The following is a 25,119-nucleotide window of genomic DNA, read 5'->3' on the forward strand; positions in this document are numbered from 1 at the left end:
GAGGGCGTTCACTCAGACAGATTCAAATATCGCGCTTAATCCGCTTCTGCGCTCGGTACGAGTGGCAATCGCCTGACTCAACACGCGCTCATCCGCATACAGTGAAAGACGCTGGCGCGCACGGGTAATGGCGGTGTAGACCAGCTCGCGGGTCACAACCGGCGACAGCTGTGTCGGCAGGATCAGCGCCGCATGGTTGAACTCGGAGCCCTGAGATTTATGTACCGTCATCGCCCATGCCGTTTCATGCTCTGGCAGGCGGCTGGGCTGGACGGACTTCACGCTACCGTCCGGTAGCTGGAACCAGACGCGCAGACCGTTACCGCGATCGAGCGCAATGCCGATATCCCCGTTGAACAGCCCCAGCGCACTGTCGTTGCGGGAGATCATCACTGGTCGGCCCTCATACCATCGCGAATGCAGCTGACGGTTAATTTTGCGTTTCTGCACCAGCAGCTGCTCCAGCCTGTCGTTCAGGCCCGCGACGCCAAACGGCCCTTCCCGTAATGCGCACAGAAGCTGGTATTCGCCAAATGCGGCGATGACCTGCCCGGGCTGACTGCGCTGCTGCACGCAGCTCAGAAAATGCTGGTATCCCTGGAGAGCCTCCTCAAGCATAGCCTGATACTCTTCCCCGCTTTGCAGCGATTTCTTTTCAATGTCAGTGAAGGTACCGTCAAACACCGTGCGCGTGGCGTGCCTGTCGCCACGGTTGACCGCCGCAGCCAGCTGGCCGATGCCGGAGTCGCTACCGAAACGGTAGCTTTTTTGCAGCAGGCACAGGCTGTCACGCAGTGCGCCCGCGATCGGCGTGTGATCGGGTTCAAGCGAGCAACCGGTCAGACGGGCGAGCTCCTGCGCCCGCGCGGCGGTATAACCGTAACTGGCGTAGGTACAGATATCTCCCAGCACCGCCCCGGCTTCTACAGAGGCGAGCTGATCGCGATCGCCCAGGAAAACCACGCGCGCATGGGGTGGTAGCGCATCGATCAGGCGCGACATCATGGTCAGGTCGATCATGGAGGCTTCATCCACCACCAGCACGTCCAGATGCAGCGGATTGCCCGCATGGTAGCGCAGCCGCTGGCTACCCGGCTGCGCGCCGAGCAGACGGTGCAGAGTACTTGCTTCACCCGGGAAAAGCGCAAGCTGCTCCTGGGTGAGCGGCAGCCGTTGCATCGCACCGCCCAGTGATTCGGTCAGACGCGCCGCGGCCTTCCCGGTGGGCGCCGCCAGACGAATACGGCATCGCTGCTCGCCTGAAAGCTGTATCAGGGCTGCCAGCAGCTTTGCGACGGTCGTTGTTTTCCCGGTTCCCGGGCCGCCGGATATCACCGAGATCCGCCGCGTCAGGGCGACGGCTGCCGCCACTTTCTGCCAGTCTGTGGCCTCACCGGAGTCAAACAGCCTGTCCAGCGTCTGGCGAAGCTGTGCTTCGTCGCAGGGAAGCGGCGCATTGGTCTCACTAAAGAAACGCGCTACCGTCAGTTCGTTTCGCCACAGGCGGTTCAGGTATAAGCGCTCCCCCGTCAGGATCAGCGGTGCCTGGTTGTCTCCCGGCCCGACGGCTGACGATTCACGCAAGATTTTCTGCCAGTCCACCTTATCTCCCAGCAGCGCAAAGCAGGACTGGAGGACAGGCGGCATTTTCTCGTCAGCCACCAGACGCGAGAGCGGCAGACACACATGCCCCTCTCCGGCATCTTTACTCAACAGGGCAGCGGCAAGCATCACGGCGGGCTGGTCAGCGGCAATCATCATGGCAAACTGCACGTCCAGCTGACGCAGCACGCGTTGCTCTACCGCATCCAGCAATAAGTCCTGCATCGTCATGCCATCTCCTCCGTGTTTGCTGCAAACAGGTTATCCATTTTATTAATCAATTCCGCATCCGGACGAGTGCTGAAGATCCCGGAGCGCGGATCGGCAGCATCAACCCCGCGCAGGAACAGATAGATGACACCGCCAAAATGATCGTCGTAGCGATAATCCGCAATACGGTGGCGCAAATAGCGGTGCAGCGCCAGGGTATAGAGCTGATATTGCAGATCGTAGCGATGCATTTGCATGGCTGCCGCCATCGCCTGCTGGGTATAGGCTTCGCTGTTCTCGCCCAGCCAGTTCGATTTGTAATCCAGCAGGTAGTACCGTCCTTCGTGACGGAAGACCAGGTCGATAAACCCTTTCAGCATGCCCTGCACCTGACGGAAGTTCAGCGGCGGGCAACCGGCTGACAGCGGATCGTACTGACGGATAAGCGCATCGAGCGCGTCGGCCTTAAGCGGGCCTGCGACGGGCAGATAAAACTCCATCTCAACCTGCTTATTTTTGGCCGTTAACTGGCGAAGAGAGAAGCCCTGCGTCGTCAGCGGCGCCTGCAAAATGGCGTTGATCCAGTCAGTGAGAACGGGCTGCCAGTGCGCGTCATAGCCTCCGCTCTGCAACATCTTCAGCACCCACTCCTCACTGACAGGCTGGGTGAAATCAAGCTCTTCAAAGAGGCTGTGCAAAAAGGTGCCCGGCGACGCGCCGCGTGGGAACTGATGTGGAGTTAACGTCGGTTCAACCGGAACATCGCCCACCCCTGCGGCATCCACGTCCAGCTTCGGCATGAGATCCTGCGCAATACTTTGCCCGTGCTGTTGCAGGCCAGAATAGCTGGTGACGCGCCAGTCGTCGGCAAGCACCCGTGTGATCTGGCGCGCGTTAAGATCGGTCGCGGGCTCTTGCGCCATTTCCCAGCGGCTGTTGTCTGGCAGAGAGGGGATATGCAGGGCGATATCGTCTCCGCAAAGCGACTCAATACAGAGGCGCAACCCCGCCGCATCTTTCGGCTCACCACGCTGAACAAGCCGCCCTAAGGCGCTTAAATGGAAATCGCTCTCCCCTGTTTTCTCCCCGCGACGGCGGAAAACCGGCGCGACGCCCAGGCTGCAATGCCAGACAGAACGGGTCAGCGCCACGTAAAGCAGGCGCAAATCCTCCGCCAGACGCTCCGCTTCCGCCAGCTCAACGCTGGTTTCCGCCTTGCTGAGATCGAGCACCGCATCGAAAGTCTCGCGGTCATGATAATAGGCCTGATCCTGAACGCGGTAGTTGGCGATAAAGGGCAGCCAGACCAGCGGATACTCGAGACCTTTCGATTTGTGAATGGTGACGATTTGCACCAGATGCTTATCGCTCTCAAGACGCATCTGCTGGCTTGCGGCGTTACTGTTTGGATCCGCGATTTGCTGCGCCAGCCAGCGCACGAGGGCATGTTCACTTTCAAGCTGGGTGCCGGCTTCCTGCAACAGTTCGCTGATGTGTAAAATATCGGTAAGACGCCTTTCACCGCCCGATGACGCCAGCATATTTTCGGCAATCTGGCGCCGCGTCATCAATTCGCGCAGCATCGCCATGACGCCGCGTTTTTGCCAGCGTTCACGGTAATGGACAAACTCTTCCACCACCGCATCCCATGCGTTTTCGTCATGGTTGAGCTCATCTATATCGCGCGCGTTCAACCCCAGCATAGAGCTGGCCAGCGCGCTTCGAAGCGTATTTTCGCGCTCCGGGGCCAGCACCGCCTGAAGCAGCCAGAGCATTTCCTGGGCTTCCAGCGTGTCGAACACGCTGTCGCGGTTAGAGAGATACACTGACGGAATATCCAGCAGCGTTAGCGCATCGCGGATTAGCGCCGCTTCCTGACGACTGCGCACCAGCACGGTAATATCAGAGGCTTTAACAGGATTTGCCTGTTCCCCCTGCCAAAGCAGCGCCTCGCCGCGCGCGCCTGCGCTCAGCCAGTCACGGATTTGCGCGGCGCAGTGCTGGGCCATCGCCGCCTGATAGTCGGCAACCCCATAGCCTTCCCCTTCCAGCAGCCAGAAGGTCATGGCGGGTTGCACCGCGCTACTGACTTCGAAGCGCAGGGATGCGTTTTTTGGGGCGGATTTCACCGGCAGGAAAGGGATTTCATTGAACATGAACGCCGTCTCCATACGGCTGAACAGCGCATTGACGCTCTCAACCATCCCCGGCGCGGAACGCCAGTTAGTGTCTAACGTGTAATGCGCGACAACCTCACTACGGGCTTTCATATAGGTGAAGATATCTGCCCCACGGAAGGCGTAAATCGCCTGTTTAGGGTCGCCAATCAACAACAGAGCAGTGTCGGGCTGCTGTCGCCAGATGCGGCGAAAAATGCGGTACTGCTGAGGGTCAGTGTCCTGAAATTCGTCAATCATCGCCACCGGAAAACGGGTACGGATCGCGCTGGCGAGCGCTTCCCCATTCTCGCTGGATAGCGCCTCGTCCAGGCGGCTCAGCATGTCATCAAACCCCAGCTCTCCCCGGCGACGTTTTTCGCGCGCGACGGCCTGGCGGATCTCCGTCATGGCGCGGGTGATCATCAGGTCATTGAGCGTTAATGGCTCCGCAAGCAGCGCATCAATCGCCACAAACAGGGGATGCTCAGGCACAATGCCGTCGGCTTTGGTTCGCTCAGTCAAAAAGCGCTGCGAAAATTTTTCCAGTGCGTCCGGAAGCTGGTAGCCCCGCGTCTCCTCCTGGGCCCAGGCGCTGATCTTTTCGATCCACTTCCCCTGGTTCCCACGGTTGAACTTGCGTCTGTCGATGCCTGAGTTTTCGATGATTGCATCAATTTCACCAACCGACTCATTCCACTTCTGCTTAAGCGCCGCAATTTTGGCGACGATCTTTTCATGGCGCGAGGCCAGCGTTTCATCGGCAGGCGGCGGAGATTTAATGACCGGCGCTTCGCCTTGCAGGTAACGGTCGATGGCGCGAAGAAGCTCTTCCGGACCTTTCCACAGGGCGTGAACCGCTTCGGCAATGTCGCGCTGCAATGGATAACAGTGACGACGCCAGAAATCCGCACAGGCCTGATAGCGAAGCTCGGATTCATCTTCAATAAGCTGCTGCTCAAAGAGCATGCCGGATTCAAACGCATTCAGGCTTAACATGCGCTGACAAAAACCGTGAATGGTGAAGACGGACGCTTCATCCATTTGCCGCTCGGCCAGCAGCAGCCAGTGCGCAGCCTGTTGCTTATCCGCAATCTCGTCCAGCAGGCTCGCGTAGAGGGGGTTATCCGTTGTCTGACGCAAACAGGCGATGCGCAGCTCATGAATGTTGCTGCGAATACGGCCACGCAGCTCGGCAGTGGCCGCTTCGGTGAAGGTTACCACCAGCAGCTCTTCCACGCTTAACGGGCGCGAAAAAGCGGCGTTGCCGCCGAGCCCCAACAGCAGACGCAGATAGAGCGCGGCGATGGTATAGGTTTTTCCCGTTCCCGCTGAGGCTTCAATCAGTCGCTCACCCTGTAGAGGTAAACTTAGGGGATCAAGCGGCTCAGCGGTATGGGTCATTCTTTCTTACTCCAGGGCATAGTTTGTTGCAGCGCGCTGACGCTCTTCCAGACGGTCCACTCTTTTGATTTTACGTAGTCCGTTTTCCCGTTCTGGCTGCCAGAAACCTGAGACAGGATGGCCATACCCTGCGGTTTTACTACCGCCTGATGGAAGAAATCGGCAACCTTTTGTGGCGTCAGCTGTTTTATTTCGGCCACTATTTTATCACGCGAATCAAATTTCATATTACCGCGATCAAAATCTTTGCTCAGCTGCGAGGCCTCTTCACCCAGCGTCTGCGGCGGCTGCATCACCTGGGCGATAACCGCCTGCTGGATCTGGGCAAACTCTTCCGGCTTCATGGCGCGCAGTTTTGCTTCCGCCTGCGGGAAGAACGCCTGATAACGCTGCCACAGGTAAGCGGGTTGCTTGTCGCTGCTTTGCAGAAGGAAGCCCAGCCCCCACTGACGGCCCACATTCATAGAGAAAGCGAATACCGCATAGCCCAGTTGCTCTTCGGTGCGCAGCTGGTTGTAAAACCACGGCTGAATAATTTGACCGAGAACCGCACTCTGGGCAGAGCTGGTAAATTCGTCATAACCGACAGGGACAAACACCGCGGCCAGCGCGGAATCCGTGCTGCTTCCCGCTTTTTCGAAGATCACGTTCTGCTTTTTCTCTACCAGCACATCCTGATTACGGCACCACTCATCGCCTTTTGAACCCAGTTGCGCACGGACGTTTTGCGCCAGCGTTTTAGCCTGATCTTCGCTCATATTCCCTACAACCAGGAACTCCGGACGGGTATTGGTTTTCAGCGCATCACGGTAAGCCAGCACCTCTTTTAAGGTGACTGAGGGCAATAAAGCGCGGCGATCTTCGCGCTGGAAGTACGGAATTTGCGACAGCATCTGTGCTGGCATAATCGCCTGATCGTAGGCTTTACCCTTCTCGGCAGAATCCATCATCTGGGCATACCAGGACTTAGCCTGCTCGAGCTGTTCTTCCGTAGGCGTATAGCTGAAATAACCGTCCAGCAGCGCCTGGAACAGCTGCGGCAAACGCTGGGTATAGCCGTTGGCATTCACCATCAGGCCGTTATTGGCATTGGTGGAGAAACTGATACCACCAACGGCAGCCTGGTTGCTGAGCTGATCGAGAGCAATACCGGCCAGATAATCGTTAAGCGCAAACAGCACCTGGTTTCTGGCGCTGTCCATTGCTTTGGGGTTACGCAGCACCACGCTAACATCCGCTTTTGGCTCGTCGGCGAAATAGCGGCTTGGGGTGTAGACCACGCGCAGCGTCGGCTCATCAACAATCAGCTCCGGGTGCGGATACGCCTTTGCGGGTTTGATCAGCGAGAAATCGTCCGGGATGTAGGGGTTAAGTTCCGGTAACGTCAGCGCAATTTCCCCCGCCTTTTTCTGCCAGCCCGCGAAGGTCTGTTCGCTGATTTTTTCAACCTGATACGGGGCATCAACGAAGTAGGCCATTTTGTTATGCGGTTCGTTCGGGCTGATATACCAGACGCGGGCATTCTGCGGAGTCATCATCGCCAGACGCGCTTTGAGCGCTCCGGCGTCATACTGGTCGGCAATATTTACCGCATCCAGCGTATGTTCCACCGGCACGCGGATCATGGTATCTGCCAGCCACTCAACGTAGTCCATATCACGCGTGATAGAGGGATAGCGGAAATCGAGATCCAGCACGTGCGCCAGCTCGTCAAAGTAGCGTTTATCGACGCCTTTATCGCGCAGCAGAGAGAGGTAACTGAAAATGGCCGCAACGACGTCGTCCCGGTGAGCCAGCCCTTTATCGGTCAGCGTCGCGGAGATGGCCAGCACGCCGCTATTCCCATTTACAACGGGATCGGAGTCAGCGCGAATACCTTCCACCAGCCCCTGCTTTTGCAGCCAGTCGGAGAGCGTACCCGGGCTGCGGTTGCCGATAAGATACGTCACCAGCTCGTCGGTTTTGCTGCGGAACTGCGCCGTGTTGTTATCAATACGGAATTCAACGCGTAACACCTTGCGCGGCAAGGCCGGCACATAGTGAATAACAATGCCTTTTTGCGCGTCCGTGACAACCGGCACGTTAATCTGCGGCAGATCGATATTTTTATTTGGCACCCTGCCGTAGGTCTGCGCGGCCATGTTTGCCAGCGTCGGCAACGGTTTATTGCTGTAGATAACCGCTTTCATCAGATTGGCGGAATAGTATTTTTCACGAAACGCATGCAGCGCATCGAGCACCGGGCTACCGGGCTTGTCGCTCAGTGTTTCAAGGTTGCCGCCTGAGAAGCGCGAACCCGGGTGCGCCGGATTGATGGTTTCAGCGCTAACCTGCGCCATGCGCATACCGTCTCGCGTGCGCGCCATCGTCAGTTCGGCGTTCACGGCATTACGTTCACGGTCAGCGTATTTTTTATCCAGCAGCGGTGCGGCGATGGCATCCGCCAGACGGTCCACCGCCCCATCAAGCGCATCATTTTCCACTTCCAGGTAAAACGCGGTGCGATACGGCGCGGTACTGGCGTTGTGGCTGCCGCCATGCATTTTCAGAAATTCGGACAGGCTGTCAGGCTGTGGGTATTTTTTAGAGCCCATCAGCGTCATGTGCTCAAGGTAGTGCGCCAGTCCAGGATGGGCGTCAGGATCTTCCAGCGAACCCACCGGCACTACCAGCGCGGAGAGCGATTTCACCGCCTGAGGATCGGAAACCAGCAGCACGGTCATCCCGTTATCAAGACGAATCGCCTGATACTCACGGGTGTCCTTATCGCTCTTACGGATTGTTTCCTTGACTGGTTGCCAACCGGAATCGGCCTGAGTGACGGGAGCCCAAAGGGCGACAAACAAAACAAACGCTTTGAACAAGGTGCTGCCTGGCATTACGACCTCTTTATCACGGCTACATCATTAACAACGTGCGTGCTGGACACGCCAGCATCTCTTTCTTTGGGTACATCAGTCCGTGATAAGAGGTGCATCATAAATGAACACCTCATACTGCGCAATTTTTATACAGCACTCAGGACTGATTAAATTTGAACAACGGTAACAGGTAGCGTTGCGCCTCCTGGGTGATAATGTCGAAATATTCTGGCTCCAGCGTTCGCCATAAACGTTGATACCAGACATCGTCACCTTCGCCACGTACCATCATGTTCCCTTCGTAGGCCTGCAAAAACTTGCTGCGCGCTTTCTGGAGCGAAGCCTCATCCGTTAACATGGCATCATTCTGCGCGTCGTAACAGGCTTTTATCCACGCCCCCCCACTTTCAGGCAGCAAAAGCAGAGGTTTGTTCATGCCCTGACGGTAACCTTCAATATAAAGCGACAGATACGTCAACGCCTGCTCAGGCTCCATCGGCGGGAAACGCCATTCGCCGTCCTTACGTACAAACAACCGGCTTTCACCTTCGTGACCACTCGCACTGTAGACAAGATGTTCGAGCCAGAGTTGCAGGCCATGTGAAACGCTGAGCATGGATGGCCGCCAGCGCAGCAGCCCGTCAGACTGCACGTGCGTGAGCCAGCCGCTGAGGTGCATACCGTTACAATCGAGATCGATTTCAATGCTGCTCGCCGGCTGCCGACACGCGATAACGCGGTCAGCAAGCGCTCGCATCTCCTTGCACTGGGCATCCCAGACGATTTCGCCGAATGCACCATACGGAAGTAATCCCGACGCCCTGTAACGTCGGAACAGTTTACTGGCGTCTTCTTCGTCAACCAGCGCATTCAGAAGCTGGGAATTAAGTTTAAAACGCTCCAGCCCATCAAGAATAAACGGTTCCGCATCGGGGATTTCGCTCTCTTCAGAGCGGAAATTCACCTGCAAGCGTTGCTGGAAAAAAGCCCGGACCGGGTGCGCCCAAAAACGCTGTAGCTGCTCAAACGAGAGGGTATCTATGACGCGCGGTTCGAGCGTCTGAATAAAATCGGTTTGCGGCGTCCCCGCTTTCTTCGCGGCGGGAAGCCACTCGCGGGCGTAGCTTTGCAGTTCATCAGGAACGTAATTGACAGGATCAAACGGCATACGGCTATGGTGACAGGTGATATGCGCTATCACCCGACGTTCGCTTTCGTCGCAGTTGCAGGCTTCATCCCCCGGCAGATAGTGGCTCTGTCCGATGTAATCCACCAGCTCCTGCACCAGCACAGACGGGAAACGCTCGCTGTTGTCCTGAATTGAACGACCGATATAGCTGATATACAGCCTGCTTTGCGCAGACATCAGCGCCTCAAGAAAGAGATAACGGTCATCATCGCGGCGGCTGCGGTCGCCCCGCTTCGGTTGTGCGCTCATGAGATCAAAACCCAGAGGTGGAAGCGCACGCGGATAAATACCGTCGTTCATGCCAAGCAGACAGACTACTTTGAACGGGATTGAACGCATTGGCATCAGGGTACAAATATTCACCGGCCCCGCAAGGAAGCGCTGGCTGATGCGCTCCTGATCGAGACGTTGCGTCAGCTCATCACGCAGAAGCGAAAGAGGAACCGCCTCGTGATAGTGCGAATTAACCCCCTCATCAACGATGGCCTGCCACTGCTTCTCGATAAGCGCCATGGCCGCTTCAGTTTCGCTGTCCGGCAGGAAGAAATCATTCAGCATTTCGCGGCAAATCGGCAGCCACTCTTCGAGCGGGCGGGGCTGCATCAACGCACGGCGCCAGCGGTTGAGCTGCATAAGCAGCGAGGCTAAGTGACCAACCAGTTCCGCGATTAACCCACTGGACTCATCGTACGGCAGCACGTCATTCCATTCGCCGTGGATGCTCTCCATCGCATACCCCAGCAGCATGCGCGTCAGGCCAAACTGCCAGGTATGCTGGCCGGTCGCAGGCAGTTCGAACTCCTGGACGTTATCATCGTCGATACCCCAGCGGACACCGGATTCGTTGACCCACTGGCGCAGATAGCGCAACCCCTCTTCGTTAATGTTGAAACGTGCGGCCAGAACTGGCACATCCAGCAGTGCCAGCACATCCTCAGAGATAAACCGGCTATCAGGCAGCGAAAGCAGGCTGATAAAGGCCTGTAGCGCCGGGTGTGACTGACGAGCGCGACGGTCAGAGATGGCGTAGGGCAGATAGCGGTCGCCCGTTGCGCTGCCAAATACCGCCTGAATAAACGGGCTGTAGCTGTCGATATCCGCCACCATCACCACGATATCGCGCGGCGTCAGGGTTGGGTCGTCCTGCAACATGGCCAGCAGGCGGTCATGAAGAATTTCAACTTCACGCTGTGGGCTGTGGCAAACGTGGATCGCGATACTGCGATCGTCAGGATCCAGTTTTCGCTTCTTATCGCTTCGCGCAAACTCTTCGGCAGTGATCCCGGCAACGGCACGGTTTTCTAAATCCAGAATATCAAGCTGAATATTGTGCAGCAGGCTGTCCGGCGTAATATCCGCAAACGCATCCACATCCCCTTCTCCCGAAGAGGTGATATCTGAAAGCAGATAAATATAGTCGCGTCCGAGCTTGCCCCACGAGGCAAGCAGCGGGTTCGGCAGGTTCTGAATCCCTTCTTCATCAAAAAGCTGCGCCGCGTTTTCACTGTCTTTAAACAGCGGCACGGCGCGCTCTTCAAAGAGGCGCTTTCTCTGGCGGGTGACCAGCCGTGAAAGCCAGCGCGGATCCTGAATATCCCCCCAATAGTGTCGACACGGGTTGGTAAAGAGGATATGGATATCAGTGTGCTTACCGAGCGCTTTTAGCGCGTTCAGGTAGACAGGCGGCAGCGCGGAGATACCGCAAATGAACACGCGTGACGGCAAACGGGCTGGCCGTTCTGCGCTGTTCTCAAGTATTGAGATAAAGCGATCGTACAGGTTAGCACGGTGCCACTTAGGCTGACCGAGTTTCCCGGTATGCTCGACCAGCGCTTTCCAGAGCGGCGCCTGCCAGATTTGCGCTTCCGGTAACCCATCGACTAATTCTCCCGCTTCCCAGCGAATCAGCCAGTCTGCACGGTAAACCAGATACTGGTCATAAAGGTCGGCAGTACGTGAGGCCAGCTGGAAAAGTTTACGCTTGTCGGTGTCGTCATTCAGATAGTGCCGCAGCATGGCAAACTCATCATGCGCCAGCATGTCCGGCAGCAGCGTCATCAGTTTCCAGGCCATGCTTTGTTTGTTGAAGGCGCTCTGCTCAGGGATATCCGGCAGGACGCGAACAAACATCTCCCAGATAAAGCTCGCGGGCAGCGGAAAATCGATGTTCGCCGCAATGCCAAATTTCTGTGAAAGGGACATTTGCAGCCACTGCGCCATACCGGTGCTCTGCACCAGCACCATTTCTGGCTCAAACGGATCGTCAAGACGCTCTTGCTCAACGATATACTCCATCAGTGCTTCCAGCACATCCAGACGATTTGAGTGGTAAACCCTTAGCATAAACGCTCCCGACTAGCGGCTAACCGGGCAATGCAGACGCGTCAACGCGCCCTGCCGCCCCATAGGAGAAATAAGTGTGACCGTGATGCTGACACATCCGGACTGTGTTGTCTGCCCCCGACTGACCTGCCAGCCCGGCGGGAGCGTTAATGTTGAGATCTGCGACTGATTCCACGCATGATGCCATAGCTGACGATACTGGCTAAGCGCCGCATACCGGGCTGCCAGCGCGCGATGATAGCCGGATAACGCCGTCACAACCACAACCAGCAACATCATTGCCAGCAAAACCTCAACCATGCTAAATCCTTTTTGTCTGCTCAGGGTAACTGACATAGCGTACTTTCCTTAAGGGGGCAGAAATCACTCCAGCCGTGGGCGGAAAAGCGTATCTGCCCTTCCGCGATGTCCCCGCCTCGCCATAGCAACAGATCGTCATTGCCGGCAATAAGCAACACACGCGCCCCAAACAGCCTTACACAGACCCGCAAACGTTGTGTCTGTTTGCACTGAACCTCTGGCTGTAAAGCCCATTTCTGAACGCGCCCCCACTCCAGTGCAGATTGCACGGCAGCCTGCTGGCGAACAGACAAACTCTCGCCACTTACCAGCGTGCTAAAGGTTTGCAGCTGCTGATTTAATCCGGTGAGGATCAGCGTGCCGAGCACCAGCAACAGCAGGACCAGCGCCAGCGATGACATGCCCCGCTGACGATTCACAGATTAAACCCTGTTACGGTATGGCGAGCCGAAAAGGGTGCGGTCAGTTCACCTTTACGGCGGGCACGCAGCTCGATACTGATGACCGGCGCAAAGCCAGGTCGATCGGTTTTAGTGACCATAAATTGCTCTATCAGGACCCGATCCGGGTCGGTGAGCTTATCCCATCCCTTACCGTCACAGGATGTGGCGCCCCGCAGCGTTTCAAGCGATCCGGACTCAAGCCGGAATCCCGTACTGTCGTTTTCTGACGCGGTGCTATCCCACTGGCCGTTGCTGTTCGCATCCCATTGCACAATCGCACATCGTCCTTGCCTGCCGATGATCATTCCCTGCCCCTGGCAATGCCCTGCACAGTATCCTGCCCTCTGAAACTGTTTACCGATCGCGAACAGACGTTGCCAGACCTCATCCTCCAGCTCCTGCTGTCCGGATTGCACTAAAACACCCCGCTGTAGCCCCGGTAAAAAACGTGACGTGCTGAGTAACAGAATGCTGCTTATCGTCATCGCAATAAGCACTTCCAGCAGGGAAAACCCTTTTCGATTTACTGGCATGCACCTTCTCCTGCGGCATTACACAGCCTGATACGTCCGCCATTTGAGACAATAATCCACCACCCACCAGCGCGGCTCTGCACGCGGATATGTCCGGCCCATGCGGTATCCCTTAAACCGTAAAATCCCAGCGCAGGGGTTATGTCGCTTATCGTGACCTCGGGCCACATCGGCTTCATCACGAACGGTCCGCCGCTGTCACAACCGGTCACCGCTGAACTGGCCAGACAGTTCTTTTCACCGTCGTTATACAGCGCGATCCTGTGCTCGCTGTTGTGACGGTTGGCGTCATTGCGCAAAAACACCAGGTAATCCCGCACCTGGCAGGCAGTTTGCCAAAGCCGCTGCCGCTGCCGCCAACTGTCCCAGCCATAGAGCCCTGTGGCGCTGAGGATCACTGCCAGCGAAACGGCGATAAGGGTTTCGATAAGCGTAAAGCCTTGTTCGTTTTTCATGGCGGGAGTGTGGCGGAATAGCAGAAACGGTACGAGCGTCAAACCAGAACTTTACGAGCCGCTTTCCGGAGATTTTCACCCGTTGCAACGCGTTGCATCATCTCTGGAAACAGGCTCGAAAAACAAAACGGGCGTGAAAAAAAACCGGCGCTAAAGAGCACCGGTTGTGTCAGGATTTGCCGTATCAGATGGCGACAGGAGCTTTAATGCCGGGATGCGGGTCGTAACCCTCAATCTCGAAATCATCAAAACGGTAATCGAAGATCGACTCCGGTTTACGTTTGATCACCAGCTTCGGCAATGCACGCGGTTCGCGGGTCAGTTGGAGGTGCGTCTGTTCCATATGATTGCTGTAGAGGTGGGTATCACCGCCCGTCCAGACAAAATCGCCCACTTCAAGATCGCACTGCTGCGCCATCATGTGCACCAATAGCGCGTAGCTGGCGATGTTAAACGGCAGGCCGAGGAACACGTCGCATGAGCGTTGATAGAGCTGGCAGGAGAGCTTGCCGTCCGCCACGTAGAACTGGAAAAACGCGTGGCAAGGCGCCAGCGCCATTTTATCCAGTTCACCCACGTTCCAGGCAGAAACAATGATACGGCGCGAGTCCGGATCATTTTTCAGCTGGTTCATGACGGTCGTGATCTGGTCAATATGGCGGCCGTCCGGGGTAGGCCACGCACGCCATTGCTTGCCGTAGACCGGCCCCAGGTCGCCGTTCTCATCTGCCCATTCGTCCCAGATGGAGACATTGTTTTCATGTAGATAAGCAACGTTGGTATCGCCTTGCAGGAACCAGAGCAGTTCATGAATGATCGAGCGCAGATGGCAGCGCTTCGTTGTCACCAGAGGAAAGCCTTCTTGCAGATTGAAGCGCATCTGGTGGCCAAAAATGGAGAGCGTACCGGTGCCGGTACGGTCGTTTTTCGGCGTGCCCTCGTCGAGCACTTTTTTCATCAATTCAAGATACTGTTTCATGATTCCTCAGGAAAGTTGTTGCTGTGGACGACGACGATACGCCCAAATCATCATAATGGCACCCGCGACAATCATCGGGATGGAGAGGATCTGCCCCATGCTGATGTACTGTACCCATTCACCGGTAAACTGCGCATCCGGCTGGCGGAAGAACTCGACGATGATACGAAACGCGCCGTAGCCAATCAGGAACAGACCAGAGACAGCCCCCATTGGACGCGGTTTGCGGATATACAGATTCAGGATGATGAACAGCACCACGCCTTCCAGCGCCAGCTCATAGAGCTGTGACATATGGCGCGGCAGAACGCCGTAGGTATCGAAAATGGACTGCCACTCAGGATGCGAAGGCAGCAGCGCGATATCCTCCGCGCGGGAGCCCGGGAACAGCATGGTAAACGGCACGCTCGGATCGACACGCCCCCACAGTTCACCGTTGATGAAGTTGCCCAAACGCCCTGCGCCCAGCCCAAACGGGATTAACGGCGCAATAAAATCAGCCACCTGGAAGAAGTTGCGTTTGGTGCGTCTGGCGAAGATCACCATGACCAGGATCACACCAATCAGCCCGCCGTGGAAAGACATGCCACCGTCCCAGACGCGGAACAGATAGAGCGGGTCGTTCAGGAATACCGGGAAATTATAGAACAGGACATAACCGATGCGACCGCCCAGGAACACGCCGAGGAAGCCGGCATAAAGCAGGTTTTCCACTTCGTTCTTCGTCCAGCCGCTGCCTGGACGACTGGCGCGACGGCCAGCAAGCCACATGGCAAAGACGAAGCCCACCAGGTACATCAGACCGTACCAGTGCAGCGCTACAGGTCCTATTGAGAAAATAACCGGATCGAATTCCGGAAAATGCAGATAACCACTGTTCATCTGTCACCACAAGATGTTGTTATTCCGCTGAAAGTGGACAGCGGGTGAATTGCATTCCCGCCGTTGGCAGGTGCTCCAAAGTTGCGAATCATAGCATAAGGCAGGCGTGGAGGATGCGCCTGAGATGTAAAAGATGTGTATAGGGTTTCATGCGCGCTGTTCCCCCTCACCCCATCCCTCTCCCTCAAGGGAGAGGGGGTCGTCGGAGCCGTCATTATTTTGTGGGGATCAGCGGCCGCCCCGGATCAAACCGCCCATGCCGCGTCGCTCCATAAACGCAGCCACCTGATGGCGCACTTCGGCTGCCAGCTGTGCTTCCAGGCTACGCGCGGCCAGTTCGCGCGCCTCATCTTGTTCGATGTGACGTAACAGGTATTTCACACGCGCAACGGAACGTCCGTTCATTGACAGGTGACGGAAACCGAGACCAATCAGGATCGCCACGCACATCGGATCGCCGGCCATTTCACCGCACAGGCGCAGGTCGATATTATGCTGCTCGGCTTCGCGGGCGATCATCGCCAGGGCACGAAGCATCGCCGGATGCAGGCTGTCGTAGATGCTGGCAACGCGCGTATTGTTGCGATCGACCGCCAGAATGTATTGCGTTAAGTCGTTGGTGCCAACGGAGATAAAATCAACGCGGGTCGCCAGCTGCGGCAACATAAAGACCATCGAAGGCACTTCAAGCATCACGCCAATACGGGGTTTAGGGATCGCATAGCCGATCATCTCTTCCACTTCGCGCCCTGCACGTTCTATCAACCGCCGCGCTTCGTCGATCTCGTCAATACTGGTGACCATCGGCAGCAAAATGCTGAGATTCCCCGTGGCCGCGTTGGCACGCAGCATCGCACGAACCTGGATAAGGAAGATTTCCGGCTGATCGAGGGTTATGCGGATCCCACGCCAGCCGAGGCAGGGATTCTCTTCACTGATGGGCATATAGGGCAGTTGCTTATCCGCGCCGACGTCCAGGGTGCGCAACGTGACGGGTTTATCGTTAAACATCTGCAACATGCCCTGATACTGCGCCACCTGCTCCTCTTCTGACGGGAAGCCGCTTTGCAGCATAAACGGTATTTCGGTGCGGTAGAGGCCGATGCCATCGATGCGGCTGCCGAGCTTCTCTTCATGCTCAGGGCTTAAGCCAGCATTGAGCATCACCTTCACACGCTCACCGCTCTTGAGCTGCGCGGGCAGGTTGACGTCATCTTCCGCCAGCTTGCTTAATTCATTCTCTTCGCTGATAAGACGCTGGTACTCCTGAAGGAGAACCGGCTCAGGATCCACCAGCAACTCACCGCGGTATCCGTCCACCACCAGCGTACGGCGGTGCAGTACGGAGGGCTGAATATCCGCCCCCATCACGGTCGGAATACCGAGCGCGCGCACCATAATGGCGGCATGGGAGTTAGCTGCGCCATCGCGCACCACTACGCCCGCCAGCCTGTCCTGCGGTAATTCCGCCAGCGTCGTCGCCGAGAGTTCATCGGCCACCAGTACAAACCGGCTCGGCCAGGCATTCGCCCCCTGAATAGTATCATCAAGGTGGAACAGCAGACGTTGCCCAAGCGCGCGTAAATCGCCGGCGCGCTCTTTCAGATAACCGTCAGTCAGCACCGCAAACTGCTCGGCAAATTTTTCAATGACCTTTTTAACCGCCCACTCTGCCACCGAACCTTTATCGACCTCGGCAAATAACTCACGACGCAAACGCGCATCGGAAAGCAGGTGTGAGTAGAGGTCGAAAATGGCCGCCGTCTCTTTTTGAGCGCCAGCGGCAAAGCGTTTGCTGTAGCGACGAAACTCATTCGCCGCCTCTTCCAGCGCAGCGGTAAGCCGTTCGCGCTCAAGCGCTTCATCCAGCGTCGAGGCTTCATAGACCTGCTCCATCAGGGGGAGCGTGGCATCCATCCAGCCTTCGGCAATCGCGACGCCCGGCGAGGCCGGAAGCGCGCGGATGCGGGTATGACGATACTGCCCAAAAAGGGCTGCCAGCTGAGACTGGGAGAGGATCGCAGCCATCTGCGTTGCCAGCGTGACGAGGAAAGACTCCTCGCTTTCGTCGTACTGCCGCAACTCTCGTTGCTGGACAACAAGCACGCCAAGCAGTTGACGGCGCTGAATAATCGGCACGCCAAGGAAAGCGCGGAACCGCTCCTCTTTGACGGAAGGGATATATTTGAAGCTGGGGTGTTTTTGCGCATCGGCAAGGTTGATTGGCTCCGCCAGTCGCCCGACCAGGCCAACAATACCTTCATCAAACGCGAGCGTGACGGTGCGTCCCCGTGGTTTTTTTAAACCGCGGGTTGCCATCAGGTAGTAGCAACGTCGGTCATGGTCGGCCAGGTAGACCGAACAGACCTCGGTTTCCATCGCAAGACAGATGTCCGTCACCAGAATATTCAGCGCCTCGTTGAGGCGAGGCGCACTGGCAACCTTTTCAACTATTTCTCGCAAGCGGGTGAGCATGATTTGCGTAGCTTAACCTCTTTTACGTCGCCAGGCAGGTGCGCTCTGTGGCTTCGGAGGCGTCTCCTGAAGCTGCATCACGACACTTGCGAACTCTTTCATCACCCTACGATATACATCGCGCTTAAATGACACGACCTGACGAACCGGATACCAGTAGCTTACCCAGCGCCAGCCATCAAACTCTGGCGTGCTGCTGGTTTGCATATTGATATCTGAATCGTTGCCCACCAACTGCAAAAGAAACCACTTCTGTTTCTGGCCGATACAAACCGGCTTTGTGTCCCAACGCACCAAACGTTTCGGTAACTTGTAACGCAACCAGTTGCGGGTCGAAGCCAGGATGCGAACATCTTTTCGGCTTAAACCAACCTCTTCAAACAGCTCCCGGTACATCGCTTGTTCTGGGGACTCTCCGGGATTGATCCCGCCTTGCGGGAATTGCCAGGAGTGCTGACCATATCGCCGGGCCCACATCACCTGGCCCTGACGATTACAAATTACTATTCCTACGTTTGGGCGGTAGCCATCGTCATCAATCACCGGACTACCCCAAACTAAATCTGATATATGAATGATTGTTTCACACTACAGGGAGGCGGTAAACCACTCTCTTACAGGCCTGCAACCTAATAACATTTGAATAACTCACAATTTAGTGCGGATTTATAAACAGATTCGGGCGACAGAGACCATTTTTATTCACCTTTTCTGTGGATATAGTTGTGAAGAAGTGCGGAATTACCGATGAACAACCTTGTAGCCCGACGAGCCGCCAATTTACCCCGCTTATAACAAATCATTTAAATTCATATGATTATATTGAAATTAAGGGTATCCAGGACGATAAACGTGACGATCATCACATCAAAGATCCTCCTGCTGATGAAAGATCGAACAGCGTCGGTTTTATCCACAGTTTGTGCCAATAAGTTAGGCACAATTTGTGTGAAAATTCGATTTTCATCGCACGTCAAGGCTGTAAATTGAAACAGTAGTGGCAGTTATTCCCAGTTATCCCATTTTTCTGTGGATAACATGGTGTAAGATCCTGTTTATTGTCAGTGACCAGAATTGCACAACCTGTTTTTTAGCCGCCGCGGGACGGATTGTATTCTAAAAAAGATGATATAAATCATCCACATGGAATAGGTGCACAGAAAAAGGTAAACTCTGTCCACAAGGGATAAAATATCAGCTCATTTTTTAATCAAAAGGTCGTTAGCATGCATTCTCTCGCCCCACTGCTCTCTCCTCCCGTCAGTGAAGCCCAGTTGCTCCAGCAGGCGCAACGTCTGGCAGGCTATTCACTGGGCGAGCTGGCCGTGATGGCGGGGTTGACGATACCCAACGATCTAAAGCGTGATAAGGGCTGGATCGGCGTGTTGCTGGAACGCTGGCTGGGCGCAAGCGCGGGCAGTAAACCCGAGCAAGATTTTGCGGCGCTGGGGGTGGAACTGAAGACGATCCCCATCGATAGCCAGGGGCGGCCGCTGGAAACCACCTTTGTCTGCGTTGCGCCGCTCACGGGTAACAGCGGAGTGACATGGGAAACCAGCCACGTCAGGCATAAGCTGAAGCGGGTGTTGTGGGTACCCGTTGAGGGCGACAGGCAGATCCCGCTGGCTGAGCGTCGCGTTGGCGCCCCGCTGCTCTGGAGCCCGAATGAAGAAGAGGAGAGACAGCTTTCCCAGGACTGGGAAGAGCTGATGGACATGATTGTGCTGGGACAGGTTGAGCGTATCACCGCCCGGCATGGCGAAGTGCTACAACTTCGTCCCAAAGCCGCCAACAGCAAAGCGCTCACTGAAGCGGTAGGCGCACAGGGCGAACCGATCCTGACGCTGCCGCGCGGTTTCTATCTTAAAAAGAATTTCACCGGGGCGCTGCTGGCACGCCACTTCCTGTTGAAAACATAGTTTTTTACTAATTTTGCGCTCCGGCTAACATAATCTCCTCCTTTTTAAGATTTCCCCCCTTTCACCTGTCGTAATATCAGGTTATTACTACACTATGATTTGATACGAGCCAGGTGAGGATGAGAACGATGAAAAAATGGGCAGTAATTATCTCAGCAGTCGGTTTAGCGTTTGCGGTATCGGGTTGCAGCAGCGACTATGTCATGTCAACGAAAGATGGTCGTATGATCCTGACCGATGGCAAACCCGAAGTCGACGACGATACCGGTCTGGTGAGTTACCGCGATCGCGAAGGCAATCAAATGCAGATTAATCGCGACGAAGTCTCCCAGATCATCGAGCGTTAAACAGATAAAGGTCAGTAGCTTGCTGGCCTTTTTGATTTTTTCCTTCCCCTTTTGCCTTCCCTCTGCCATGTTTATATTCCTTTGTCGGGAGGTTCCTGACGCAGTCTGTATGTCTAAAAAAGGAAACCGGCTATGCATTATCATCGTATCCCCCACAGCGCTCTGGAGATCAGCCAACTGGGGTTGGGCACCATGACATTTGGTGAACAAAACAGCGAAGCCGATGCCCATGCACAACTCGATTACGCCGTCAGCCAGGGCATTAACCTGATTGACGTTGCGGAGATGTACCCCGTTCCTCCCCGCCCGGAAACACAAGGTCTTACTGAAACGTATGTCGGCAACTGGCTGGCGAAACGCGGCAATCGCGAAAAGCTGGTCATCGCCTCCAAAGTCAGCGGCCCTTCCCGTAATAACGATGCCGGGATCCGCCCTAACCAGATCCTCGATCGCAAGAATATCCGTGCCGCGCTGGATGCCAGCCTCAAGCGCCTGCAAACCGACTATCTCGATCTTTATCAGGTGCACTGGCCGCAGCGTCCGACGAACTGCTTCGGTAAGCTTGGCTACACCTGGAACGAAAGTGCTCCGGCCGTTACCCTGCTGGAAACGCTGGAAGCGCTCACGGAGTGCCAGCGGGCGGGTAAGATCCGCTACATCGGCGTTTCCAACGAGACGGCGTTTGGCGTGATGCGCTATCTGCATCTGGCCGATAAACACGATCTGCCGCGCATCGTGACCATTCAGAACCCGTACAGCCTGCTGAACCGCAGTTATGAAGTGGGTCTGGCGGAGGTGACGCAGTACGAAGAGGTGGAGCTGCTCGCCTACTCCTGTCTGGGCTTCGGTACCCTGACGGGCAAATACCTGAACGGCGCGAAACCGGCTGGCGCGCGTAACACCCTTTTCAGCCGCTTCACCCGCTATAGCGGCGAGCAGACGCAAAAAGCCGTTGCGGCCTACGTGGATATCGCGAAACGCCACGGACTGGATCCGGCGCAGATGGCGCTGGCCTTCGTGCGTCGTCAGCCGTTTGTGGCGAGTACCCTGCTCGGCGCAACGACGATGGATCAGTTGAAAACCAATATTGAGAGTTTCCATCTGAACCTGAGTGAAGAGGTATTAGCGGAGATTGAAGCGGTGCATCAGGTTTATACCTACCCGGCACCGTAATAAAAGCAAAACGGCAACGTGCGTTGCCGTTTTTAGGGTTTTCACCCTCTCCCCGTGGGAGAAGGCCGGGGTGAGGGCATCAGGCCGCACAATTCAACGACGACGCTGCCAGACCCACAGACCGCTAATCGCCAGCGCGAACAGCGCGCCGAATCCTACCCCGATTGCCACGACCGGCGCACCTGCTTTTACCGCCAGCGAGTAAATCCCCAGCATCAGTAACATCGCCATGTTTTCACCAAGGTTTTGCACCGCAATGGCGTTACCCGCTCCAACGGTCTGCTTGCCGCGCTCCTGCAACAGCGCGTTTAGCGGCACCACAAAGAAACCGCCTAACATGCCGATCAGCAACAGCAGGGCATAGGCCGGCAATAGGGCATGTTGCAGGGAGAAGAACAGAACGCCGACGCCGATCAGGATCCCCGCAGGCATGCAGCGCGCGACGGTTTCCAGCGTCACCAGTTTTGCCGCAGCCCCGGCCCCGACAACAATCCCGACGGCGACCATGGCATTCAGGTAAGTCGGCGTGGCGTTGTCAGTAATGCCCAGCGCCACCGGCACCCACAGCACCAGCAGGAAACGCAGCGTAACGCCGGCCCCCCAGAACATGCTGGTGCCCATCAGCGAGAAGCGTGTTTCACCGTTACGCCACAGTACGCGGCAGGCGTTGAAGAAGCTGCCGGTCATGGGCCCGAAGCGCCAGGATTGCCCCGGACGCGCCACGGCCAGTTTGGGGATAAACAGGTTGGCGATCACCGCGCCACCGTACATCAGGGCGCAGATGCCAAGCGCGGCGAGCACATGCCAGTCTGCCAGTACGCCACCCGCCACCGAACCCAGCAGAATAGCCGCAATGGTGGAGGACTCCATCAGGCCGTTGGCCTTCACCAGCTTATCACCGGTGGTGAGCTCACCCAGAATACCGTACTTCGCCGGGGAGTAGGCTGCCGCACCAATGCCCACCAGCGTGTAGCCGACGAACGGGTTGATACCAAAGCAGATACTTGCCGCGCCCAGAAGCTTAAGGCTGTTGGCAAACATCATGACCCGACCTTTCGGGAAGCTGTCCGCCACCTGGCCGACAAACGGCGCAAATACGATGTAAGCACCCACAAACACCATCTGTAGGATCGGCTGGCTCCAGTCGGGATAAAACTCAGCTTTCAGCAATGCCAGCGTGGCAAACAGCAACGCGTTATCGCCGAACGCGGAAAGAAACTGGGCGGCGATAACCGCCATCATGCCTTTCGACCAGATTGAAGTGTTAGTGTGCACTGACTCACGCATTTTGCTGTTCTGCCTCTTCAACCATGCCCTTCAGGGTCACGAAATCGGGTTTACCGCTGCCCAGCACCGGTAACTGTTTGAGGTAACGAATATCGCGGGGGACCGCCAGCTCGGGGATACCGTGTTCGCGTGCATACCTGAGCAGCGCGTCACGCTTCAGTTCACCGTCTGTCGTGAAGAGCACCAGCGCCTCGCCTTTACTGGCATCACTTTTCACCACGGTCGCATGCATTTTCTCCGCCGAGACGGCGGTCGCCAGCGTTTCGACCATTTCAAGAGAGACCATCTCCCCGGCGATTTTGGCGAAGCGTTTTGCACGTCCCTGGATCTGCACGAAGCCCTGATCGTCGAAGCGCACGATATCGCCCGTGTCGTACCAGCCCGTTTCAACCTCGCCATTGACGTTCTCGGCCGTCGGCGCCTCAAGCACGCCCGGGTTTTCCACACGCAGATAGCCGTTCATGACGTTCGGCCCTTTCAGCTGAAGACGTCCGCCGTCTTCAATACCCGGCACCGCCAGCAGACGTGCGTCCAGCCCCGGCAGAATGCGGCCAACCGTTCCCGGTTTAGCCGCCATCGGAACGTTGATGGAGACCACCGGCGCGCACTCCGTCACGCCATAGCCTTCCAGAATGCGCAGGCCAAACTTGTCCTGCCAGATCTGGCGCGTGCTGTCCTGGAGTTTTTCCGCGCCCGCCACCACGTAGCGTACGCGGAAGAAATCATACGGGTTGGCGAAGCGCGCGTAGTTACCGAGGAAGGTGGACGTCCCGAACAGCACCGTGCAGTTACGGTCATAAACCAGTTCCGGCACAATGCGGTAGTGCAGCGGGCTTGGGTAGAGGAACACCTCGGCACCGGTCAGCAGCGGCGTAAAGAGACCCACGGTCAGACCAAATGAGTGGAACAGCGGCAGCGCTGACATAAAGCGATCGTTGGCGGTAAAGTCAGCAATAGTTTTAATCTGTTCGACGTTCGCCAGAATGCTTTTGTGGCTGTGAACCACACCTTTCGGGTTACCTTCAGAGCCAGAGGTAAAGAGGATAATGGCATCATCTTCCGGCTGCTGCTTAACCTGCGCCAGACGCGGCATCAGCAGGTGCGCGAAAATCCACAGCTTGTCGGCGGTCGTGACGTCTGCTTTCAGATCTTCCAGGAACACCCAGCGCACCTGCGTCAGCTGTTCCGGCAGGTGCCACAGCTTGCCTTTATCCAGGAACTGGCGGGAGGTAAAGACGGTGTTGATTTGTGCCGCGGTAATCGCGCTGGAGAGCCCTTTCACGCCCGCCGTGTAGTTCATCATCGCCGGAATGCGGCCCCGGGACACGGCACCAAAGATTACCGCCGCGCTGATACCCGCGTTTGGCAGCATCAGGCCGATCTTTTCGCCCTGTTTACTGTACTTTTCCAGAATACGCCCGACAAACAGCGTTTTGGTCAACAGCTTACGGTAGGTATCCGGCGTAAAATTGATGTCTTCGATGCAGTTTTTCTTCGCACCGTAGCGATACTGCGCCGACAGCAACGATTCATACAGCGTTTCGCGCGGGCGAACGGCCATGCGCGCTTCCATCATAATCTGGTGCAGCATTTCCCCGGCGATTTTACGGCGGTCGCGCGCACGCGGCGCCTCGGGCATCGGCAGTGACGTCGGCGGTAATATATGCAGGGTAATTTTCGGGAACAGACGCTGCTTCACCAGCCCTTTCAGACGGCTGAAAAAGGTCAGCTCAGCCCCGTCGATGCGTAGCGGCACGACGGTGGCCTGAGACTTCGCCGCGACAAAACCGGCCCCGTCGTAAATTTTCATCAGGGAGCCCGTCACTGAAATACGCCCTTCCGGGAAGATAACCACCGGGCGCCCCTGCCCAATCAGACGCACCAGATGCTTAATCATCATCGGTTTGGTTGGGTCGAGCGGGACAAAATCAATCAGCGGTTTGAGCCAGCGCATGTACCATTTTTCACTGATGGAGCTGTACACCGCGAAGACGGGGCGCACGGGCAAAAACAGCGCCAGCAATACGCCATCAAGAAAAGAGACGTGATTCGGTGTGATAAGCACACGCTCGCCATAGAGTGCCTGCGTATCGCCAGTCACGCGGATGCGAAACAGGACACGAAACAGTGTGCGGAAGAACCCAAAAAGCATTTCAACTCCCTTTGCCAGCCAGTGTGAAAGGTATAAATGGTGGCAGATTACACGAGAAGTAGTGAGGGAGCGATAGCAAAAACAGAGGCGAAAAAAAACCTGCGCATCCGCGCAGGTTGGTGCAAGAGAAGAGTACGAAAACGTACCAGGAATTCTCACCAATCAATACCTCTGGGATCTTGATTGTGGCCTCCGGCGACAGGCTTCGCCAGCGGGAAAACGCAAGGGAATGAGCCGAAGTGCAACCAGGTGTGAATATTCTCTTTTGCTGTTACAGGTTGAACTTACAGGCAAAAAAAACCTGCGTAAAACGCAGGTTGGTGTAAATCGTGTTAATCAACCGAAGTTGATTCCACCTATCAATACCTCTGGGATCTCGACTCTAGCAATTCACAACGCATCGTTGCTA

17 protein-coding genes are annotated in these 25,119 nt (G+C 56.2%); 3 read left to right on the forward strand and 14 right to left on the reverse strand.

What is annotated here, in order from left to right; translation table 11 throughout:
• Nucleotides 1-12: 12 nt before the first annotated feature.
• The 12 genes from recD to rppH form a co-directional block, all read right to left on the reverse strand.
• Nucleotides 13-1,833, reverse strand: a complete 1,821-nt coding sequence (recD, locus tag ACOTY5_RS10875) for an exodeoxyribonuclease V subunit alpha (protein WP_045141974.1) — start codon at nt 1,831-1,833, stop codon at nt 13-15.
• On the reverse strand, nt 1,830-5,372 hold the full coding sequence (gene recB, locus ACOTY5_RS10880; RefSeq protein WP_045141973.1) for an exodeoxyribonuclease V subunit beta: 3,543 nt from the start codon (nt 5,370-5,372) through the stop codon (nt 1,830-1,832). The genes recD and recB overlap by 4 nt, the downstream gene beginning before the upstream one ends.
• The gene (gene ptrA / locus ACOTY5_RS10885) at nt 5,369-8,251 is read right to left on the reverse strand and encodes a pitrilysin (protein ID WP_045141972.1); all 2,883 of its coding nucleotides are present in this window, start codon (nt 8,249-8,251) and stop codon (nt 5,369-5,371) included. Before ptrA ends, recB begins: the two co-directional genes overlap by 4 nt.
• Before the next feature lie 139 nt (nt 8,252-8,390).
• Nucleotides 8,391-11,765, reverse strand: coding sequence for an exodeoxyribonuclease V subunit gamma (gene recC / locus ACOTY5_RS10890; RefSeq protein WP_421631917.1), 3,375 nt, complete (start codon nt 11,763-11,765; stop codon nt 8,391-8,393).
• Between the two features lie 12 nt (nt 11,766-11,777).
• On the reverse strand, nt 11,778-12,101 hold the full coding sequence (locus ACOTY5_RS10895) for a prepilin-type N-terminal cleavage/methylation domain-containing protein (protein WP_003862776.1): 324 nt from the start codon (nt 12,099-12,101) through the stop codon (nt 11,778-11,780).
• A complete protein-coding gene (locus ACOTY5_RS10900) occupies nt 12,086-12,484 on the reverse strand; it encodes a DUF2509 family protein (RefSeq protein WP_045141971.1) in 399 nt (132 codons plus the stop codon). Before ACOTY5_RS10900 ends, ACOTY5_RS10895 begins: the two co-directional genes overlap by 16 nt.
• Nucleotides 12,481-13,041 carry a prepilin peptidase-dependent protein gene (locus ACOTY5_RS10905; protein ID WP_047636573.1) on the reverse strand — a complete coding sequence of 187 codons (561 nt, stop codon included), beginning with the start codon at nt 13,039-13,041 and terminating at the stop codon, nt 12,481-12,483. The genes ACOTY5_RS10900 and ACOTY5_RS10905 overlap by 4 nt, the downstream gene beginning before the upstream one ends.
• Complete coding sequence (locus ACOTY5_RS10910) at nt 13,032-13,496, reverse strand: prepilin peptidase-dependent protein (RefSeq protein ID WP_045141969.1); 465 nt, start codon at nt 13,494-13,496, stop codon at nt 13,032-13,034. The genes ACOTY5_RS10905 and ACOTY5_RS10910 overlap by 10 nt, the downstream gene beginning before the upstream one ends.
• 184 nt (nt 13,497-13,680) lie before the next feature.
• Nucleotides 13,681-14,475: a thymidylate synthase gene (gene thyA, locus ACOTY5_RS10915; protein ID WP_015571751.1), complete on the reverse strand. Its 795-nt coding sequence runs from the start codon at nt 14,473-14,475 to the stop codon at nt 13,681-13,683.
• Between the two features lie 6 nt (nt 14,476-14,481).
• On the reverse strand, nt 14,482-15,357 hold the full coding sequence (gene lgt / locus ACOTY5_RS10920) for a prolipoprotein diacylglyceryl transferase (RefSeq protein ID WP_003862787.1): 876 nt from the start codon (nt 15,355-15,357) through the stop codon (nt 14,482-14,484).
• 228 nt (nt 15,358-15,585) lie between these two features.
• A complete protein-coding gene (ptsP, locus tag ACOTY5_RS10925; RefSeq protein WP_015571752.1) occupies nt 15,586-17,832 on the reverse strand; it encodes a phosphoenolpyruvate--protein phosphotransferase in 2,247 nt (748 codons plus the stop codon).
• 12 nt (nt 17,833-17,844) lie between these two features.
• Nucleotides 17,845-18,375: an RNA pyrophosphohydrolase gene (rppH, locus tag ACOTY5_RS10930; RefSeq protein ID WP_003862791.1), complete on the reverse strand. Its 531-nt coding sequence runs from the start codon at nt 18,373-18,375 to the stop codon at nt 17,845-17,847.
• A 683-nt stretch (nt 18,376-19,058) separates the two neighbouring features.
• On the opposite strand from rppH, the gene mutH reads away from it, so the two are divergent.
• The 3 genes from mutH to ACOTY5_RS10945 all read left to right on the forward strand — a co-directional run bounded on the left by mutH (nt 19,059) and on the right by ACOTY5_RS10945 (nt 21,271).
• Nucleotides 19,059-19,751 (forward strand): DNA mismatch repair endonuclease MutH, encoded by a 693-nt coding sequence (gene mutH / locus ACOTY5_RS10935; protein WP_017692735.1) that lies wholly within the window; start codon nt 19,059-19,061, stop codon nt 19,749-19,751.
• A 128-nt stretch (nt 19,752-19,879) separates the two neighbouring features.
• Nucleotides 19,880-20,098 carry a YgdI/YgdR family lipoprotein gene (locus tag ACOTY5_RS10940; protein WP_003862794.1) on the forward strand — a complete coding sequence of 73 codons (219 nt, stop codon included), beginning with the start codon at nt 19,880-19,882 and terminating at the stop codon, nt 20,096-20,098.
• 132 nt (nt 20,099-20,230) lie between these two features.
• On the forward strand, nt 20,231-21,271 hold the full coding sequence (locus ACOTY5_RS10945; RefSeq protein WP_015571754.1) for an NADP(H)-dependent aldo-keto reductase: 1,041 nt from the start codon (nt 20,231-20,233) through the stop codon (nt 21,269-21,271).
• Nucleotides 21,272-21,364: 93 nt separating this feature from the next.
• Here the strand turns inward: ACOTY5_RS10945 and lplT are convergent, their stop codons facing one another.
• Both lplT and aas read right to left on the reverse strand, forming a co-directional pair.
• Nucleotides 21,365-22,558, reverse strand: a complete 1,194-nt coding sequence (lplT, locus tag ACOTY5_RS10950; protein ID WP_003862801.1) for a lysophospholipid transporter LplT — start codon at nt 22,556-22,558, stop codon at nt 21,365-21,367.
• Nucleotides 22,551-24,710 (reverse strand): bifunctional acyl-ACP--phospholipid O-acyltransferase/long-chain-fatty-acid--ACP ligase, encoded by a 2,160-nt coding sequence (aas, locus tag ACOTY5_RS10955; RefSeq protein ID WP_023314771.1) that lies wholly within the window; start codon nt 24,708-24,710, stop codon nt 22,551-22,553. Before aas ends, lplT begins: the two co-directional genes overlap by 8 nt.
• Between the last annotated feature and the right edge of the window lie 409 nt (nt 24,711-25,119).

Source organism: Enterobacter cloacae complex sp. SHL018 (assembly GCF_049237905.1).
Taxonomy (GTDB): domain Bacteria; phylum Pseudomonadota; class Gammaproteobacteria; order Enterobacterales; family Enterobacteriaceae; genus Enterobacter; species Enterobacter hormaechei_C.

Bases quoted from the DNA above. Each gene is read 5' to 3' on its own strand.
- ACOTY5_RS10945 (WP_015571754.1), top strand. From the start codon at position 20,231: ATGCATTATCATCGTATCCCCCACAGCGCTCTGGAGATCAGCCAACTG.
- ptsP (WP_015571752.1), bottom strand. From the start codon at position 17,832: ATGCTCACCCGCTTGCGAGAAATAGTTGAAAAGGTTGCCAGTGCGCCT.
- lgt (WP_003862787.1), bottom strand. From the start codon at position 15,357: ATGAACAGTGGTTATCTGCATTTTCCGGAATTCGATCCGGTTATTTTC.
- aas (WP_023314771.1), bottom strand. From the start codon at position 24,710: ATGCTTTTTGGGTTCTTCCGCACACTGTTTCGTGTCCTGTTTCGCATC.
- ptrA (WP_045141972.1), bottom strand. From the start codon at position 8,251: ATGCCAGGCAGCACCTTGTTCAAAGCGTTTGTTTTGTTTGTCGCCCTT.
- ACOTY5_RS10910 (WP_045141969.1), bottom strand. From the start codon at position 13,496: ATGAAAAACGAACAAGGCTTTACGCTTATCGAAACCCTTATCGCCGTT.
- thyA (WP_015571751.1), bottom strand. From the start codon at position 14,475: ATGAAACAGTATCTTGAATTGATGAAAAAAGTGCTCGACGAGGGCACG.
- ACOTY5_RS10940 (WP_003862794.1), top strand. From the start codon at position 19,880: ATGAAAAAATGGGCAGTAATTATCTCAGCAGTCGGTTTAGCGTTTGCG.
- recC (WP_421631917.1), bottom strand. From the start codon at position 11,765: ATGCTAAGGGTTTACCACTCAAATCGTCTGGATGTGCTGGAAGCACTG.
- ACOTY5_RS10895 (WP_003862776.1), bottom strand. From the start codon at position 12,101: ATGTCAGTTACCCTGAGCAGACAAAAAGGATTTAGCATGGTTGAGGTT.
- recB (WP_045141973.1), bottom strand. From the start codon at position 5,372: ATGACCCATACCGCTGAGCCGCTTGATCCCCTAAGTTTACCTCTACAG.
- lplT (WP_003862801.1), bottom strand. From the start codon at position 22,558: ATGCGTGAGTCAGTGCACACTAACACTTCAATCTGGTCGAAAGGCATG.
- ACOTY5_RS10905 (WP_047636573.1), bottom strand. From the start codon at position 13,041: ATGCCAGTAAATCGAAAAGGGTTTTCCCTGCTGGAAGTGCTTATTGCG.
- mutH (WP_017692735.1), top strand. From the start codon at position 19,059: ATGCATTCTCTCGCCCCACTGCTCTCTCCTCCCGTCAGTGAAGCCCAG.
- recD (WP_045141974.1), bottom strand. From the start codon at position 1,833: ATGACGATGCAGGACTTATTGCTGGATGCGGTAGAGCAACGCGTGCTG.